Origin of the sequence: Pseudomonas botevensis (genome assembly GCF_019145475.1) — a bacterium.
GTDB lineage: Bacteria > Pseudomonadota > Gammaproteobacteria > Pseudomonadales > Pseudomonadaceae > Aquipseudomonas > Aquipseudomonas botevensis.
Genome location: NZ_JAHTKI010000024.1, coordinates 34,522 through 50,891 on the forward strand (window position 1 = coordinate 34,522; position 16,370 = coordinate 50,891).

Annotated in this window: 19 protein-coding genes and 1 tRNA gene; 3 read left to right on the forward strand and 17 right to left on the reverse strand. The window is 59.7% G+C overall.

The genetic code is table 11. The annotated features are described in order from the left end of the window. Nucleotides 1-8: 8 nt before the first annotated feature. From fdx to trmJ, 9 genes are all read right to left on the reverse strand, one after another. Nucleotides 9-350 carry an ISC system 2Fe-2S type ferredoxin gene (gene fdx / locus KVQ74_RS24460; RefSeq protein ID WP_041071821.1) on the reverse strand — a complete coding sequence of 114 codons (342 nt, stop codon included), beginning with the start codon at nt 348-350 and terminating at the stop codon, nt 9-11. Then, a complete protein-coding gene (gene hscA / locus KVQ74_RS24465; RefSeq protein WP_217833940.1) occupies nt 350-2,215 on the reverse strand; it encodes a Fe-S protein assembly chaperone HscA in 1,866 nt (621 codons plus the stop codon). Before hscA ends, fdx begins: the two co-directional genes overlap by 1 nt. Before the next feature lie 51 nt (nt 2,216-2,266). Next, nucleotides 2,267-2,788: a co-chaperone HscB gene (gene hscB / locus KVQ74_RS24470; RefSeq protein WP_217833941.1), complete on the reverse strand. Its 522-nt coding sequence runs from the start codon at nt 2,786-2,788 to the stop codon at nt 2,267-2,269. Between the two features lie 8 nt (nt 2,789-2,796). Then, the gene (iscA, locus tag KVQ74_RS24475; RefSeq protein ID WP_217833942.1) at nt 2,797-3,120 is read right to left on the reverse strand and encodes an iron-sulfur cluster assembly protein IscA; all 324 of its coding nucleotides are present in this window, start codon (nt 3,118-3,120) and stop codon (nt 2,797-2,799) included. A 34-nt stretch (nt 3,121-3,154) separates the two neighbouring features. Next, nucleotides 3,155-3,541: a Fe-S cluster assembly scaffold IscU gene (iscU, locus tag KVQ74_RS24480; RefSeq protein WP_003248539.1), complete on the reverse strand. Its 387-nt coding sequence runs from the start codon at nt 3,539-3,541 to the stop codon at nt 3,155-3,157. Nucleotides 3,542-3,637: 96 nt separating this feature from the next. Next, nucleotides 3,638-4,852, reverse strand: coding sequence for an IscS subfamily cysteine desulfurase (locus tag KVQ74_RS24485; protein WP_217833943.1), 1,215 nt, complete (start codon nt 4,850-4,852; stop codon nt 3,638-3,640). 50 nt (nt 4,853-4,902) lie between these two features. After that, complete coding sequence (gene iscR / locus KVQ74_RS24490; RefSeq protein ID WP_007956690.1) at nt 4,903-5,394, reverse strand: Fe-S cluster assembly transcriptional regulator IscR; 492 nt, start codon at nt 5,392-5,394, stop codon at nt 4,903-4,905. 181 nt (nt 5,395-5,575) lie between these two features. Next, nucleotides 5,576-6,352: a serine O-acetyltransferase gene (gene cysE, locus KVQ74_RS24495; protein ID WP_217833944.1), complete on the reverse strand. Its 777-nt coding sequence runs from the start codon at nt 6,350-6,352 to the stop codon at nt 5,576-5,578. Nucleotides 6,353-6,354: 2 nt separating this feature from the next. Then, the gene (trmJ, locus tag KVQ74_RS24500; protein WP_217833945.1) at nt 6,355-7,125 is read right to left on the reverse strand and encodes a tRNA (cytosine(32)/uridine(32)-2'-O)-methyltransferase TrmJ; all 771 of its coding nucleotides are present in this window, start codon (nt 7,123-7,125) and stop codon (nt 6,355-6,357) included. A 145-nt stretch (nt 7,126-7,270) separates the two neighbouring features. Here trmJ and suhB point away from each other — a divergent pair, with 145 nt between their 5' ends. Then, complete coding sequence (gene suhB, locus KVQ74_RS24505; protein WP_085709393.1) at nt 7,271-8,089, forward strand: type III secretion system regulator SuhB; 819 nt, start codon at nt 7,271-7,273, stop codon at nt 8,087-8,089. Between the two features lie 134 nt (nt 8,090-8,223). Here the strand turns inward: suhB and KVQ74_RS24510 are convergent, their stop codons facing one another. The 6 genes from KVQ74_RS24510 to queA all read right to left on the reverse strand — a co-directional run bounded on the left by KVQ74_RS24510 (nt 8,224) and on the right by queA (nt 14,306). Beyond that, a complete protein-coding gene (locus KVQ74_RS24510; RefSeq protein ID WP_217833946.1) occupies nt 8,224-8,772 on the reverse strand; it encodes a glycine zipper 2TM domain-containing protein in 549 nt (182 codons plus the stop codon). Nucleotides 8,773-8,891: 119 nt separating this feature from the next. After that, the gene (gene secF / locus KVQ74_RS24515; protein WP_217833947.1) at nt 8,892-9,806 is read right to left on the reverse strand and encodes a protein translocase subunit SecF; all 915 of its coding nucleotides are present in this window, start codon (nt 9,804-9,806) and stop codon (nt 8,892-8,894) included. Nucleotides 9,807-9,815: 9 nt separating this feature from the next. After that, nucleotides 9,816-11,684 (reverse strand): protein translocase subunit SecD, encoded by a 1,869-nt coding sequence (gene secD / locus KVQ74_RS24520; RefSeq protein WP_217833948.1) that lies wholly within the window; start codon nt 11,682-11,684, stop codon nt 9,816-9,818. 63 nt (nt 11,685-11,747) lie between these two features. Next, nucleotides 11,748-12,083 (reverse strand): preprotein translocase subunit YajC, encoded by a 336-nt coding sequence (gene yajC, locus KVQ74_RS24525; protein ID WP_217833949.1) that lies wholly within the window; start codon nt 12,081-12,083, stop codon nt 11,748-11,750. 43 nt (nt 12,084-12,126) lie between these two features. Then, complete coding sequence (gene tgt, locus KVQ74_RS24530) at nt 12,127-13,242, reverse strand: tRNA guanosine(34) transglycosylase Tgt (RefSeq protein ID WP_162803510.1); 1,116 nt, start codon at nt 13,240-13,242, stop codon at nt 12,127-12,129. A 14-nt stretch (nt 13,243-13,256) separates the two neighbouring features. Then, the gene (queA, locus tag KVQ74_RS24535; protein ID WP_217833950.1) at nt 13,257-14,306 is read right to left on the reverse strand and encodes a tRNA preQ1(34) S-adenosylmethionine ribosyltransferase-isomerase QueA; all 1,050 of its coding nucleotides are present in this window, start codon (nt 14,304-14,306) and stop codon (nt 13,257-13,259) included. Between the two features lie 108 nt (nt 14,307-14,414). On the opposite strand from queA, the gene KVQ74_RS24540 reads away from it, so the two are divergent. Continuing rightward, nucleotides 14,415-14,499 (forward strand) — tRNA-Leu (locus KVQ74_RS24540). A gap of 93 nt (nt 14,500-14,592) precedes the next feature. Beyond that, nucleotides 14,593-14,922, forward strand: a complete 330-nt coding sequence (locus tag KVQ74_RS24545; protein WP_217833951.1) for a hypothetical protein — start codon at nt 14,593-14,595, stop codon at nt 14,920-14,922. 4 nt (nt 14,923-14,926) lie between these two features. Here the strand turns inward: KVQ74_RS24545 and KVQ74_RS24550 are convergent, their stop codons facing one another. Further along, nucleotides 14,927-15,295: a PH domain-containing protein gene (locus KVQ74_RS24550; RefSeq protein WP_217833952.1), complete on the reverse strand. Its 369-nt coding sequence runs from the start codon at nt 15,293-15,295 to the stop codon at nt 14,927-14,929. A gap of 36 nt (nt 15,296-15,331) precedes the next feature. Continuing rightward, the gene (locus KVQ74_RS24555) at nt 15,332-16,081 is read right to left on the reverse strand and encodes a hypothetical protein (protein ID WP_217833953.1); all 750 of its coding nucleotides are present in this window, start codon (nt 16,079-16,081) and stop codon (nt 15,332-15,334) included. Nucleotides 16,082-16,370 lie beyond the last annotated feature (289 nt).

Genomic DNA, 16,370 nt, shown 5'->3' on the forward strand with positions numbered 1-16,370 from the left:
CGTACCAGTCAGTGCGGCGCTTCGGCCGCATGGTTAAGCGAATATTTCGGAATCTCGACGGTGAGGTCTTCCTCACCCACGATAGCCTGGCAGGCCAGACGCGATTGGGCTTCCAGACCCCAGGCACGATCGAGGAAGTCTTCTTCCAGCTCGTCAGCCTCTTCCAGCGAGTCAAAACCCTCGCGGATAATGCAGTGGCAAGTGGTGCAGGCACAAACGCCGCCGCAGGCGCTTTCCATCTCGATGTGGTGTTCGTGGGCCAACTCGAGAATCGAAGTGCCGGGCTCAGCCTCGACCACCATGCCTTCCGGGCAGAACTTCTCGTGTGGCAGAAAAATGACCTGCGGCATCAGATATCCTCGATTTCATTCAGATTGCGCCCCGACAGAGCGGCTTTCACCGTCAAATCCATGCGGCGGGCAGCAAAAGCATCGGTCACTTGCGACAGACGTTTGGTCTGCTGCTCGATGGCATAACCATCAGTACCTTTCATCAGTTCGGTGAGCTCCTGCACTTGCAGCTCGATGACCATGCGCTCGTCGGCATCGAGCAGACGCTCGCCATCAGCTTCCAGAGCGGCCTGCACCGCTTCGATCAGACGCTGGGCGTCGACCTGCTGCTCGCGCAGGACGCGGGCGACCTTGTCATCATTGGCGTGCTGGAACGAATCCTTGAGCATTTTGGCGATTTCGCCGTCGGTCAGGCCGTAGGACGGCTTGACCTGAATGCTCGCCTCGACGCCCGAACCCAGTTCACGGGCGGAAACGCTGAGCAGGCCGTCGGCGTCGACCTGGAAGGTCACGCGAATCTTCGCCGCACCGGCGACCATCGCCGGAATGCCGCGCAGTTCGAAGCGCGCCAGGGAGCGGCAGTCGCTGATCAGCTCGCGCTCGCCCTGCAACACATGGATCGCCATGGCCGACTGGCCATCTTTATAAGTGGTGAAGTCCTGAGCGCGAGCGACCGGGATGGTGGTGTTACGCGGAATCACCTTCTCCATCAGGCCACCCATGGTTTCCAGCCCCAGGGACAGCGGAATCACGTCGAGCAGCAGCAATTCACCGCCATCGCGCTTGTTGCCGGCCAGGGTATCGGCCTGGATCGCAGCGCCGATGGCGACCACCTGATCCGGGTCGATCTCGGTCAACGGCTGACGGCCAAAGGCTTCGGCGACCGCTTCGCGAACACGCGGAACACGGGTCGAACCGCCCACCATGACCACGGCGTGTACGTCTTCCAGCTCGATACCGGAATCGCGAACGGCGCGGCGGCAGGCTTTCAGGCTGCGCGCGACCATTGGCTCGATCAGCGCATTGAAGGCCTCCCGGGTCAACTGCGCTTTCCAGTCGCCGTAGACGACTTCAACAGCAGCGGAATCGGTCAGCGCTTCCTTGGCCGCGCAGGCGGTCTGCAGCAGATTGCGTTGCGCACCCGGATCGAGATCGGCGGACAAACCGGCGCTCTCGATGATCCAGCCGGCAATGGCGTGATCGAAGTCATCGCCGCCCAGGGCGCTGTCGCCACCGGTCGCCAGAACCTCAAAGACACCGCCGGTCAGACGCAGAATCGAAATATCGAAAGTGCCGCCGCCCAGATCGTAAATCGCCACCAGACCTTCGGCATGCTGATCCAGACCATACGCCATCGCCGCAGCGGTCGGTTCGTTGAGCAGACGCAATACGTTCAGACCGGCGAGCTTTGCCGCATCTTTGGTGGCCTGGCGCTGGGCATCGTCGAAGTACGCAGGCACGGTGATCACCGCGCCGACCAGCTCACCACCCAATGTCGCTTCAGCGCGCTGGCGCAGCACTTTCAGGATGTCGGCGGAGACTTCAACCGGGCTTTTCGGGCCTTGAACGGTTTCGATGAACGGCATGTGCGATTCACCGCCGACAAAGCGGTATGGCAGTTGCTCGCCCAATTGCTTGACGTCGGACAGACCACGCCCCATCAGGCGCTTGACCGACAGCACGGTATTCAGGGGATCGGCGGAAGCCGCCAGTTTGGCCGACTCGCCAACCTCGACGCGGTCGGCGTGATAACGCACGGCGGACGGCAGGATGACCTGCCCCTGGGCATCGGCCAGCGGCTCGGAAAGACCACTGCGCAACGCAGCGACCAGCGAATTGGTAGTGCCCAAGTCGATCCCCACAGCCAGGCGACGCTGGTGCGGTTGAGGACTTTGGCCGGGTTCGGCGATCTGCAGTAGGGCCATCGTGATCAGGACTTATCTGTATATCAGGCGTGCGACCGGAGCGGCACTGGGTTAATCGTCGAGGCGCTCTTCTAACTGGCGCACTTCGTAGGTGAGCTTGTCGAGGAACTGCATGCGCCGCATCAGGCGTTCGGCCTGTTCGCGTTGCGCTGCATCATCCCAACAGGCTGCGAAGCTTTCGTTCAGCTCGTCCTGGGCGGTTTTCAGACGACGCTTGAAGGTCGCGACACCGGCCAGATCGGCGCTGTCCTGCAAGTCTTCGAGTTCTTCGCGCAACGCCATCTGTTGCAGCAGGAACTCGGGATCATGCACCGTGACCTCCAGCGGCAGCTCACGCCCGCCCATGGCGAGCAGATAACGCGCGCGCTGCGGGGGACTCTTGAGTGTCTGGTAGGCCTCGTTCAGTCGCGCGGACTGTTCGAGCGCCAACCGCTGCTCACGCTCGGAAGCGTCGGCAAAACGGTCGGGATGAACACCGCGCGCCAACTCACGGTAGCGTGCGCCCAACTGCTCGAGATCCAGGCGGAAGCTCGGTTGCAGCTCGAACAAAGCGAAATGACAAGGAATACCCACGAGCAGCCTCAGATGTTGAAGCTTTCGCCGCAGCCACACTCACCGCGCACGTTGGGGTTGTTGAACTTGAAGCCTTCGTTCAACCCTTCCTTGACGAAATCGAGCTCGGTGCCGTCCAGGTAGGCCAGGCTTTTCGGATCGATGATCACTTTTTCGCCGTGACTCTCGAACACCTGATCCTCGGTATCCACCTGATCGACAAACTCCAGCACGTAGGCAAGGCCGGAACAGCCTGTGGTGCGAACGCCCAGACGGATCCCTTCACCCTTGCCGCGCCCGTCGAGGGAGCGGCGAATGTGTCGAGCAGCCGCTTCTGTCATGCTGATAGCCATCGTTGACTCCTTACTCGTCGCCAAATCTTGAAAGTCAGATCAAGCCTTTCTTCTGCTTGTAATCGCGAACGGCCGCCTTGATAGCGTCTTCGGCGAGTACCGAGCAGTGGATTTTCACTGGCGGCAGCGCCAGCTCTTCGGCCAACTGGGTGTTCTTGATGGTTTCAGCTTCGTCCAGGGTCTTGCCCTTCATCCACTCGGTGGCGAGGGAGCTGGAAGCGATGGCCGAACCGCAGCCGTAAGTCTTGAACTTGGCGTCTTCGATCACGCCCTGCTCATTGACCTTGATTTGCAGACGCATCACGTCGCCGCATGCCGGCGCGCCGACCATGCCGGTGCCGACATCCGGGTCTTCGGCATTCATCTTGCCGACGTTACGCGGGTTTTCGTAGTGGTCGATGACCTTTTCGCTGTAAGCCATGATTCTCAATCCTCACTCATCAGGGCCGCTCTTGAGACCCTGCAGCTGCGTCAAACACCGCGTCGCTACAGGATCTGTATTCGGCGGCTTCTATATTTAGTGTGCCGCCCACTCGATCTTCGAGATATCGACGCCGTCTTTGTACATGTCCCACAGCGGCGACAGAGCGCGCAGCTTGGTAACGGCCTCGCAGACTTTCTGCGCGGCGTAGTCGATTTCTTCTTCGGTGGTGAAACGACCGAAGGTGAAACGGATCGAGCTGTGTGCCAGTTCGTCGTTGCGGCCCAGGGCGCGCAGCACGTACGAAGGCTCGAGGGACGCCGAGGTGCAGGCCGAACCGGACGAAACCGCCAGATCCTTGAGCGCCATGATCAGCGACTCGCCTTCAACGTAGTTGAAGCTCAGGTTCAGGTTGTGCGGAACGCGGGCGGTCAGGCTGCCGTTGACGTACAGCTCTTCCAGGTGCTCGACCTGCTCGTAGAAGCGATCGCTCAGGGCCTTGATGCGAACGTTCTCGGCCGCCATGTCTTCCTTGGCCACACGGAACGCTTCGCCCATGCCGACGATCTGGTGGGTCGCCAGGGTGCCGGAACGCATGCCGCGCTCGTGACCGCCGCCGTGCATGGTCGCTTCGATGCGCACACGCGGCTTGCGGCTGACGTACAGCGCGCCGATGCCTTTAGGACCATAGGTCTTGTGGGCGGAGAACGACATCATGTCGACTTTCAGCTTCTGCAGGTCGATGTCGACCTTGCCGGTGGACTGAGCGGCGTCGACGTGGAACAGGATGCCCTTGGAACGGGTCAGTTCGCCGATCGCTGCGATGTCGTTGACGGTGCCGATTTCGTTGTTCACATGCATCACCGACACCAGGATGGTGTCTTCGCGCAGCGCGGCTTCGATCATGGCCGGCGTGATCAGACCGTCTTCGGTCGGCTCAAGGTAGGTCACTTCGAAACCTTCGCGCTCCAGTTGGCGCATGGTGTCGAGGACAGCCTTGTGCTCGATCTTGGAGGTGATCAGGTGCTTGCCCTTGGAGGCGTAGAAATGTGCCGCACCCTTGATTGCCAGGTTGTCGGACTCGGTGGCACCGGAGGTCCAGACGATTTCACGCGGATCGGCATTGACCAGGTCGGCCACCTGACGACGGGCGTTCTCGACGGACTCTTCGGCCTTCCAGCCGAACACGTGTGAGCGGGACGCCGGGTTACCGAAGTTTCCGTCGACCAGCAGGCATTCACTCATTTTCTGCGCAACGCGCGGATCGACCGGGGTGGTCGCAGAGTAATCAAGGTAAATCGGCAATTTCATGGACTATCTCCTAAATCAGGCTGGCTGGCGTGCCGCTAGCTCTCTGGCTGTCATTCGACGGCGGACGCTTCAATCTTGTCCAGGCGCGGCGCCTTGCCATTGCAACGACGCTGATCCTGACGCTGGGCCACTTCCTGCACCTCACGGCGAGTTACGAGGTCGGCCAAGCTGATACCGCTGAGAAATTCGTGAATCTGCAGGCTCAGGTCGCACCACAGGTGATGGGTCAGGCAGGTGTCGCCGGAGTGGCAATCGCCCTGGCCCTGGCATTTGGTTGCATCGACCGATTCGTTCACCGCATCGATCACCTGAGCGACCTGGATGCCCTGCATGTCGCGGGACAACTGGTAGCCACCGCCCGGACCGCGAACGCTGGAAACCAGGTTGCTGCGGCGCAGCTTGGCGAAAAGCTGTTCGAGATAGGACAGGGAGATGCCTTGGCGCTCGGAGATATCGGCCAGGGACACCGGCCCGTGCTGCGCGTGCAACGCCAGGTCAAGCATGGCGGTCACGGCGTATCGGCCTTTTGTAGTCAGTCGCATGGACAATTACCACGGAGTTCGGAATGGGTGCGAGTATGCAATTCCCGAGTATTTAAGTCAACTTTAAGACCTAGTACTTTAGTCAGGTTTACCCGCAAAAGAGCGCGCGAATGATAGCAGGGTCTGCAACTTAATGGCATACCGGTCAGCACGCAGCCCTGCCAGGCACTTTCTACAGGTATCAGTGGACCTTGGGCTCTTCCTTGCCCTTGACGCAGGCGAAGTCCTCTTCACGCAGCTCAGGCAGATCTTTCGCACAATAATTGCTGCCCAGATCCTTCAGCGCACCGCACATCCCTTCCAGACGCCCGTCCACCGCTTGCAGATGATCGAGCAACTGACCAATGGCGCGCGCCACCGGGTCAGGCATGTCTTCGCTGACGCCGTAGGCATCGAAACCGATCTTTTCCGCCATGGCCTTGCGCTTGGCGTCCTGCCCTTCGTCGGATTTGACGATGATCCGCCCCGGAATGCCCACCACCGTGGCACCGGGCGGCACTTCTTTGGTCACTACGGCATTGGAGCCGACCTTGGCACCGGCACCGACAGTGAACGGCCCGAGCACTTTGGCGCCGGCGCCGACCACAACACCATCCCCCAGGGTCGGGTGACGCTTACCCTTGTTCCAGCTCGTCCCCCCCAGGGTCACGCCCTGATAGATCGTGACGTCATCGCCGATTTCAGCGGTTTCACCAATGACGATGCCCATGCCGTGGTCGATGAAGAACCGCCGCCCGACTTTCGCACCGGGGTGAATCTCGATCCCGGTCAGCCAGCGACCGAAGTTCGACACCAGCCGCGCCAGCCATTTCAGGTCGGCGCGCCACAACATTGCCGACAATCGATGGAGCCAGATCGCATGCATGCCGGGATAGCAAGTCAGAACTTCAAAAGCGTTACGCGCCGCCGGGTCTCGGTGGAATACGCTTTGGATATCTTCACGCAAACGCTCGAACATCATTAGTCCTTCCGGTTAAGAAGCTCACCACGGGCCGCTTTTTGGGTTTCCGTGAGGATGCCACGCAAAATATTCATTTCCGCCCGGCTGACCGAGCTGCGTCCGTACAACCGGCGCAGGCGCGCCATCAAGTGCCGTGGCTTTTCCGGGTCGAGGAATTCGATGGCCACCAGAGTCTGCTCCAGGTGCTCATAGAATCGCTCCAGCTCATCCATGGTCGCCAGCTCGGTACTTTTCACCGAGGCCACTTCTTCCTTTTCGAACTTGGTCGGCTGACCCTGTGCGGCCAGCCAGGCCATGCGCACTTCGTAGCTCAACACCTGCACCGCCGCCCCCAGGTTCAGCGAACTGAATTCAGGGTCGGAAGGGATGTGTACGTGAAAGTGACATCGTTGCAACTCGTCGTTGGTCAGGCCCGAATCCTCGCGCCCGAACACCAGGGCGATTTCCGCGCCCTGCCCGGCCTCCTCGACCACTTTGCTGCCGCACTCGCGGGGATCCAGCAGCGGCCAGGGAATGCGTCGGTCACGGGCACTGGTGCCGAGCACCAGATTGCAGCCGACCAAAGCCTCTTCCAAGGTGGCGACGACTTGCGCTTTTTCAAGGATATCGTTGGCGCCGGAGGCGCGCGCATCCGCTTCATGGTGCGGAAACACCCGTGGATCGACCAGCACCAGCCGCGACAACCCCATGTTTTTCATGGCGCGCGCAGTCCCGCCGATGTTCCCCGGGTGACTGGTATTGACCAGGACGACACGAATGTTTTGCAGCACGGCACGGGCTCTCGAACACGGAAATGGGGCGCAAATCTTACAGAACAGCCTACCGTTAAGCTATGAAAGCGAACAGCGTCCTTCACCTGAAGAAAAGTTCTGATAGAATGCGCGGCTTTCTTTAACAACCTTAGGTGACACATCCATGCAGCCCATGCTGAATATCGCGCTGCGCGCCGCCCGCAGCGCCAGTGAACTGATCTTCCGCTCCATCGAGCGCCTGGATACCATCAAGGTCGACGAAAAAGACGCCAAGGATTACGTATCCGAGGTGGATCGCGCCGCCGAACAGAAAATCATCGACGCCCTGCGCAAGGCTTACCCGAATCACTCGATCATGGGTGAAGAGACCGGCATGCACGCTGGCTCCGGCATCGAAGGCGAAGAATACCTGTGGATCATCGATCCGCTGGACGGCACCACCAACTTCCTGCGCGGCATTCCTCACTTCGCTGTCAGCATCGCCTGCAAATACCGTGGCCGCCTGGAGCACGCCGTTGTTCTGGACCCGGTTCGCCAGGAAGAATTCACCGCCAGCCGTGGTCGCGGCGCTCAACTGAACGGTCGCCGCCTGCGCGTCAGCGGTCGCACCAGCCTCGACGGCGCCCTGCTCGGCACCGGTTTCCCGTTCCGCGACGACCAGATGGACAACCTCGACAACTACCTGGGCATGTTCCGCGCCCTGGTCGGCCAGACCGCCGGCATCCGTCGCGCCGGCTCGGCAAGCCTGGACCTGGCTTATGTAGCCGCCGGTCGCTTCGACGCTTTCTGGGAGTCGGGCCTGTCCGAGTGGGACATGGCTGCCGGCGCCCTGCTGATTCAGGAAGCAGGTGGTCTGGTCAGCGACTTCACCGGTGGTCACGACTTCCTTGAAAAAGGCCACGTCGTTGCCGGCAACACCAAATGCTTCAAGGCAGTGCTGACCGCAATCCAGCCGCACCTACCGGCCTCGCTGAAGCGTTAAGCGTCCCGCGAGTCCAAAAAACACCCTTCGGGGTGTTTTTTTATGCCTGAAGAAAAGCCCTCGTTTGGCAAAACAGAAATCGCAGGCATAAAAAAAGCACTCCGAAGAGTGCTTTTCTTCCAGCAATCAGCCGATTACTGACCCGGCTCATTCTGCGACAGGATCAGCTTGCCTTCCTTGTCGACCGGAATCTGGTTGCCCGGATCACGATCCATCCGCACCTTGCCTTCCTTGCCATCCAGCGAATAACGCACGTCGTAACCGACTACCTTGTCGCTGATGTCATTCACCGTGTTACAACGAGTCTGCGTGGTGGTGTAGGTATCGCGATTCTGCATGCCTTCCTGCACCTTGTTACCGGCATAACCGCCACCGACCGCACCGGCCACCGTGGCAATCTTCTTGCCGGTGCCGCCGCCGATCTGGTTACCCAGCAAGCCACCCGCCACGGCACCAATGGCCGTACCGAGAATCTGGTGTTGATCCTTGACCGGCGCCTGCCGGGTCACGGTGACATCCTTGCACACTTCACGTGGAGTCTTGATCTGTGTCTTGACCGGCTCGACGGCCAAAACCTGCGCATACTCAGGGCCGCTTTTAACCAGGCTGTAGGTGGCAACAGCACCCCCGGCAGTCACACCGACAGCACCCAATACCGCACCAACCAGTAACGACTTGTTCACATGAACCTCCTGACCATCACATGCGGGACGCGCCCGCGCTTCTCCCAGCCTTGGAGCAAAAAAAAGGGCGCGAGTTCAACTCGCGCCCTTTTCATGTGACACCGTTCAAAAGTTTTACCTCAAGGACGGTCGTCGATTTCCTTCTCGGTATTGGCCGGCGGAATCAAGTCTTCGGTCGACAGGTTCAGCCAGATCAGCACCACGTTGGCGATGTAGATCGACGAGTAAGTACCCGCCAGAACACCCACCAGCAGTGCCAGGGAGAAGCCGTACAGGTTGTCACCGCCGAAGAACAGCAGTGCCGCGATCGCCAGCAAGGTGGACACCGAGGTCGCAATGGTCCGCAGCAGCGTCTGGGTGGTCGAGATGTTGATGTTCTCGATCAGCGAAGCCTTGCGCAGCACGCGGAAGTTCTCACGAACCCGGTCGAATACCACGATGGTGTCGTTCAGCGAGTAACCGATGATCGCCAGTACCGCCGCCAGCACCGTCAGGTCGAAGGTGATCTGGAAGAACGACAGGATACCCACGGTCACGATCACGTCGTGAATCAGCGAAACAATGGCGCCGACGGCAAATTTCCACTGAAAGCGGAACGCCAGGTAGATCAGGATGCCGCCCAGTGCCAGCAGCATGCCCATGCCACCCTGGTCGCGCAGTTCTTCACCGACCTGCGGGCCGACGAACTCTACGCGCTTGACGGTCGCCGGGTTGTCGCCGCCGACCTTCTGCAGCGCATCGGCTACCTGATGGCCCAACTGCGGATCCTCACCCGGCATACGCACCAGCAAATCGGTAGTCGCACCGAAGTTCTGCACGATGGCTTCGTGATAACCGGCCGTGGTCAGTTGCTCACGCACCTTGGTGACGTCGGCCGGACGCTCGTAGGTCAGCTCGATGAGCGTACCGCCGGTGAAGTCCAGGCCCCAGTTCATGCCCTTGTGGAACACGCTGAAAACGGCCAGCAGCGTAAGGAACACGGTGACGCCGAACGCAAAGTTGCGGACGCCCATGAAATTGATTGTACGTAACATGGCAGCCCCTTAAATCCACAACTTCTTGAAGTCACGACCGCCGAAGATCAGGTTGACCATCGCGCGGGTGACCATGATGGCCGTGAACATCGAAGTCAGAACCCCGAGGGACATGGTGACTGCGAAGCCTTTCACCGGGCCGGTGCCCATGGCGAACAGAATCCCGCCGACCAGCAAGGTGGTCAGGTTGGCGTCGAGAATCGCAGTGAATGCCCGGCCGAAGCCTTCGTTGATTGCACGTTGCACAGTCATGCCGGCGGCGATCTCTTCACGGATCCGCGAGAAGATCAGCACGTTGGCGTCGACCGCCATACCCATGGTCAACACGATACCGGCGATACCCGGCAGGGTCAGCGTTGCCCCCAGCAGCGACATCAGCGCCAGCAGCAAGACCATGTTCACCGCCAGTGCGACGGTAGCGATCAGACCGAAGAAACGGTAGATAGCGATGATGAACAGCGAGACGAACAGCATGCCCCACAGCGATGCATCGATACCCTTGGTGATGTTGTCGGCACCCAGGCTCGGGCCGATGGTACGTTCTTCAGCGAAGTACATCGGAGCGGCCAGACCACCGGCACGCAGCAGCAGTGCCAGCTCGGACGACTCGCCCTGACCGTTCAGGCCGGTGATACGGAACTGCGCGCCCAGCGGCGACTGGATGGTCGCCAGGCTGATGATTTTCTTCTCTTCCTTGAAGCTCTGAACGGCGACGTCTTTCTCGACACCGTCGACCACTTGCTTGACGTAAGTGGTGACCGGACGCTGCTCAATGAAGATCACCGCCATGCTGCGACCGACGTTGCTGCGGGTCGCGCGGCTCATCAGCTCGCCACCGTGACCATCCAGGCGGATGTTCACTTCAGGTGTGCCGTGCTCGCCAAAACCGGCCTTGGCGTCAGTCACCTGGTCACCGGTGATGATCAGGCCACGCTCGATCTGTGCCGGCGGACGCTTGCCTTCACGGAACTCGAAAGTCTCGGAAGTGGCTTTCGAAGCACCCGGCTCGGCGGCCAGACGGAATTCCAGGTTGGCGGTCTTGCCGAGGATTCGCTTGGCTTCGGCAGTGTCCTGCACGCCCGGCAGCTCAACCACGATGCGGTTGGCGCCCTGACGCTGGACGATCGGTTCGGCAACACCCAGCTCGTTGACGCGGTTACGTACCGTGGTCAAGTTCTGCTTGATGGAGTATTCACGGATTTCCGCCAGCTTGGCCGGGGTCATCGCCAGACGCAGCACCGGTTGACCGTTGAGGTCGGCCGGAACAATGTCGAAATCGTTGAAATTCTTGCGGATCAGCGCACGGGCCTGTTCGCGGGAGTCAGCGTCGCTGAAGCCCAACTGAATGGCACCGTTGAGTTGCGGCAAGCTGCGATAACGCAGTTTCTCTTTGCGCAACAGGCTCTTGACGTCACCCTCGTAGACTTTCAGACGTGCGTCGAGGGCTTTGTCCATGTCCACTTCGAGCAGGAAGTGCACACCACCGGACAAGTCCAGACCCAGCTTCATCGGGTGCGCGGCCAGGCTGCGCAGCCATTGCGGGGTGGTTTGCGCCAGGTTCAGCGCGACGACGTAGTCATCACCCAATGCCTTGCGCACAACGTCCTTGGCCGGCAGCTGGTCTTCAGCCTTGACCAGACGGATCAGGCCGCCCTTGCCATTGGCCGCCAGACTCGACGCCTTGACGTTGATCCCGGACTCACGCAGCGCGGTGCTCGCACGATCCAGGTCGGCCTGATTGACCTGCAGGGCCGTGCTGGCACCGCTGATCTGAATGGCCGGGTCATCGGGGTATAGATTGGGAGCGGAATAAATCAGACCGATCGCCAGCACCGCCAGGATCAGAATGTATTTCCACAGAGGATATTTGTTCAGCATCACGCCGCCCGTTTATGACGCGGGGCGCCTTGCGCGCCCCGTCGATTGAGTAGAAGTTGAAACTTAGATCGCTTTCAGCGTGCCTTTTGGCAGCGTGGCGGCGATGGCGCCCTTCTGGAACTTCATTTCCACGGTGTCGGAAACTTCCAGAACCACGAAGTCATCGGCCACTTTGGTGATCTTGCCAGCGATGCCGCCGTTGGTGACCACTTCGTCACCCTTTTGCAGGCTGCTCAGCAGGTTCTTCTGCTCTTTGGCGCGCTTGGCCTGTGGACGCCAGATCATCAGGTAGAAGATGACCAGGAAGCCGACCAGGAAAATCCACTCAAAGCCGCCGCCCATAGGCGCTGCAGCCGGTGCAGCCGCGTCAGCCATGGCATTAGAGATAAAAAAGCTCATTTAGCACTCCAGTTGCAAATGTTGAATCTTGGGGTCAGAAAACTCAGTCCAAAGGCGGAACGGGGAGCCCGCGTTTGGCGTAGAAGGCATCGACAAAGGCGGCCAATGTACCCTGTTGAATAGCCTCGCGCAAACCAGCCATCAGCACCTGATAATGGCGCAAATTGTGGATGGTATTGAGCATGCTGCCGAGCATTTCGCCGCACTTGTCCAGATGATGCAGATAAGCGCGGGAGAAGTTCTGGCAGGTATAGCAATCGCAGGTCGGATCCAGCGGCGAATCATCATGGCGATGGAACGCGTTACGGATCTTCAGCACGCCTGTATCAATGAACAGATGCCCATTGCGGGCATTACGGGTTGGCATCACGCAATCGAACATGTCCACACCGCGGCGCACACCCTCAACCAGATCTTCCGGTTTGCCAACGCCCATAAGGTAACGAGGTTTGTCAGCGGGCATCATCCCAGGCAGATAATCCAGCACCTTGATCATTTCGTGCTTTGGTTCGCCTACCGACAGACCGCCGATGGCCAGGCCATCGAAGCCGATCTTGTCCAGGCCTTCCAGCGAACGCATGCGCAGGTCCTGGTGCATGCCGCCCTGGACGATACCGAACAGCGCCGCCGTGTTGTCGCCATGGGCGTTTTTCGAACGCTGGGCCCAGCGCAACGACAGCTCCATCGATACCCGGGCGACGTCTTCGTCGGCCGGGTACGGGGTGCATTCGTCGAAGATCATCACGATGTCCGAGCCCAGGTCACGCTGGACCTGCATCGACTCTTCCGGGCCCATGAACACCTTCGAACCGTCGACCGGGGAAGCGAAGGTCACACCCTCTTCCTTGATCTTGCGCATCGCGCCGAGGCTGAACACCTGGAAACCACCGGAGTCGGTCAGGATCGGGCCTTTCCACTGCATGAAATCGTGCAGGTCGCCGTGGGCCTTGATCACTTCGGTGCCGGGACGCAGCCACAGGTGGAAGGTGTTGCCCAGAATGATTTCCGCGCCAATCGCCTCGATATCCCGTGGCAGCATGCCCTTGACCGTGCCGTAGGTGCCGACCGGCATGAAGGCCGGGGTCTCGACGGTGCCACGGGGAAAGGTCAGGCGACCACGACGAGCCTTGCCATCGGTGGCAAGCAGCTCAAACGACATACGGCATTGGCGACTCATACTGTTTCCTCAGGGCCACGTGGTGCGGGGTTACGGGTAATGAACATCGCATCACCGTAGCTGAAAAAGCGGTATCCGTTGTCGACCGCAGCCTTATAGGCCGCCATGGTCTCCGGATAACCGGCGAATGCCGAAACCAGCATCAACAGCGTGGATTCAGGCAAATGGAAATTGGTGACCAGGGCGTCGACCACATGAAACGGCCGGCCCGGGTAGATAAAGATGTCGGTGTCACCGCTGAACGGCTTGAGCACGCCATCGCGAGCGGCGCTTTCCAGCGAACGCACACTGGTGGTGCCCACCGCGATCACCCGACCACCGCGCGCACGGCACGCAGCGACCGCATCGACCACATCCTGGCCGACTTCCAGCCATTCGCTGTGCATGTGGTGATCTTCGATCTTGTCGACACGCACCGGCTGGAACGTCCCCGCGCCCACGTGCAGCGTGACGAAAGCGGTTTCGACGCCCTTGGCGGCAATCGCTTCCATCAGCGTCTGGTCGAAATGCAGCCCCGCCGTCGGCGCCGCCACCGCGCCCAGGCGCTCGGCGTACACGGTCTGATAGCGCTCGCGATCCGAGCCCTCGTCCGGGCGATCTATATAAGGAGGCAGCGGCATGTGCCCGACGCGATCGAGCAACGGCAGCACTTCTTCGGCAAACCCCAGTTCGAACAGCGCGTCGTGACGCGCCAGCATCTCGGCTTCGCCACCACCGTCGATGAGGATCTTCGAACCCGGCTTCGGCGACTTGCTGGAGCGCACATGGGCCAGCACGCGATGCGTGTCGAGCACCCGTTCGATGAGAATTTCCAGCTTGCCGCCGGACGCTTTCTGGCCGAACAGCCGTGCCGGAATCACCCGGGTATTGTTGAACACCATCAGATCGCCCGGGCGCAAATGCTCAAGCAAATCAGTGAATTGACGGTGTGCCAGGGCGCCGCTGAGCCCATCAAGGGTCAACAGGCGACTACCGCGACGCTCGGCCAGTGGATGGCGGGCGATCAGCGAATCAGGAAGCTCGAAGGTAAAGTCAGCAACGCGCATGATGGGGTTCGTCTAGCAGGGCCGGAAAGTCTAGCGGAAATATCGAAAATTGACCATGAAACGTGATTGACCAACGGTAGGCACCTCTCTATACTTCGCCGCCATTGAGCCCTGATGGCGGAATTGGTAGACGCGGCGGATTCAAAATCCGTTTTCGAAAGGAGTGGGAGTTCGAGTCTCCCTCGGGGCACCAAAATCAAGAAAGGTCTTGCTTTGCAAGGCCTTTTTTTTCGTCTGCCGGAAAGTGCCGATGGCCATCCGGCGAGATCTCACAAAGGTTCACCCCATGGAATCGTCCCTGGAAACAGTCGCTCTTTTCTCCCTCAAACTCGCTTATGAGGAAGAAGGCCTGAGCCCGATCCTGCGGGACGATCTGGTCATGGGCGATTACGAGAGAGACGTGTTCGAACTGCTGGTGCGCCGGGGAGATGTCGAGACGATTCAGCTCAAGATGAAAGAGTGTCTGACTCTGGCGCTGGATGCCTTGGGCGGCGTAGACAAGCCATTGGGGCGTGAGCTGCACAAACTGTCCGTCGACTTCAGCCAGGCAAGGTCGATGGAGCTGCTGGATGCGCCGCTCCTCGCCCTCAAGCGTTATTTGAAAGACGTGCTGTAAGGCCTCACAGAAGATGCCGGGAGATGTGCTTCGAGATCTCCACCATCGACGTCTTTCCGGTGAATTCGAACTTCACCTTCCCCAGCGACGAAAAGTAAATTTCCAGTTCCGAGTCCAGATCAAACGTCCCCGACGTTTCGACGGAGTACGCGACGATGTTCTTGTACGGCAAGGAGGTGAAATCCTTTTTGCTACCGGTAATGCCCTGGACGTTGACCGCAATGATGCGTTTGTTGGTGAACACCACGCCATCGCGCATGGCCTTGTAGGAGTCGATCACCTCTTCGCCATCCAGCAACAGCGCGGTCACGCGTTCGGCGTACTCGTCGTTCTGCTTGAGTTTGAAGAAGCCTTTATTGTTGAAGTCGATCATCTGAGCATCCTCCGGATAAAGAACAATATTTGATGCTCAGTCGAGCGCCTTGACGACTCGAATGTCGACGGGAAACCCACCCGCTCCCGCCAGCGTCTTCCACCCGACATACTGAAAGATCCCGTCCCGGTCAATGTTGTCGCCTCTTTCCACCATTTTTCCGTTCAGTACCGCGACGTTTTTATGGACGGCACAAGCGCCATCCGACGCACCGACGGTGTAGATCACATAGGGTTTGACGTATTGCGCGGCGCGAAAATGTCGGCCGCATCCGAAATCGACGGTGATCATCAACGTCTTCAGATTCGCTTCGCCATCCAGCTCTGCGTGCTGGTCGAGCTGGCCGATCTCGCCGACGTCGCTGAAACCCAGAGCCCGAGCGCGTTTGTACTCCGGGGAGCTCAGGTGAGCGGCTTGGGCTTGTCGGAGATGTTGATCGATCTCGTCGTCGTATACCGCGCGCTCCTTGGTGACGATATCTTGCGCCCGAGTGATGAGTTTTTCGCAGCGTGCGTAATCGGGGGAACCGAGTTTTGACGGGGCGAGGTGTTTACGGTGTACCGAAACGGTTCGCAGCGGACTCTCGATATAGAGCATGGAATCCCTTGCGGACTGGCTACCGTTCTGCAGATTGGTTATCGCCCGCTGCAGGTGCTGGCAATCGGAGAGGTAGGTCTTCCAGGCGTACTCCGGCGTTTCTTCCCAGTCGTCGGCATACGCCGGGGTCATCACGACAGCGAGGGTGGTCGCGCAGAGCAGGCGAAAGGCCGCGGTGAAAATGGGCATGTGTAATCCGTTACGGTGATGAGGAATGGCGCGACGCTACTATTTTGTCATCTGGCCGTCCAATAGAACGGAGTGCCTGGACGGTTGCTCCGTACTCGCGCCGGATTAAGGAAAGTGCTCGATGAAAACCCTGTGGCGACCGGAATCTGTTTCTCGCCAATCTCGCCGAGGCGGGTGCCGGTCTGGTCACGATCATGGTGGAGTCGATCCTGTTCGACTCTGCTTTTCATTTCTCTCAATTTTTAACGGGTTTTTGCTATCTTGCTGGCCACTATTGCAGCGGGCTCGA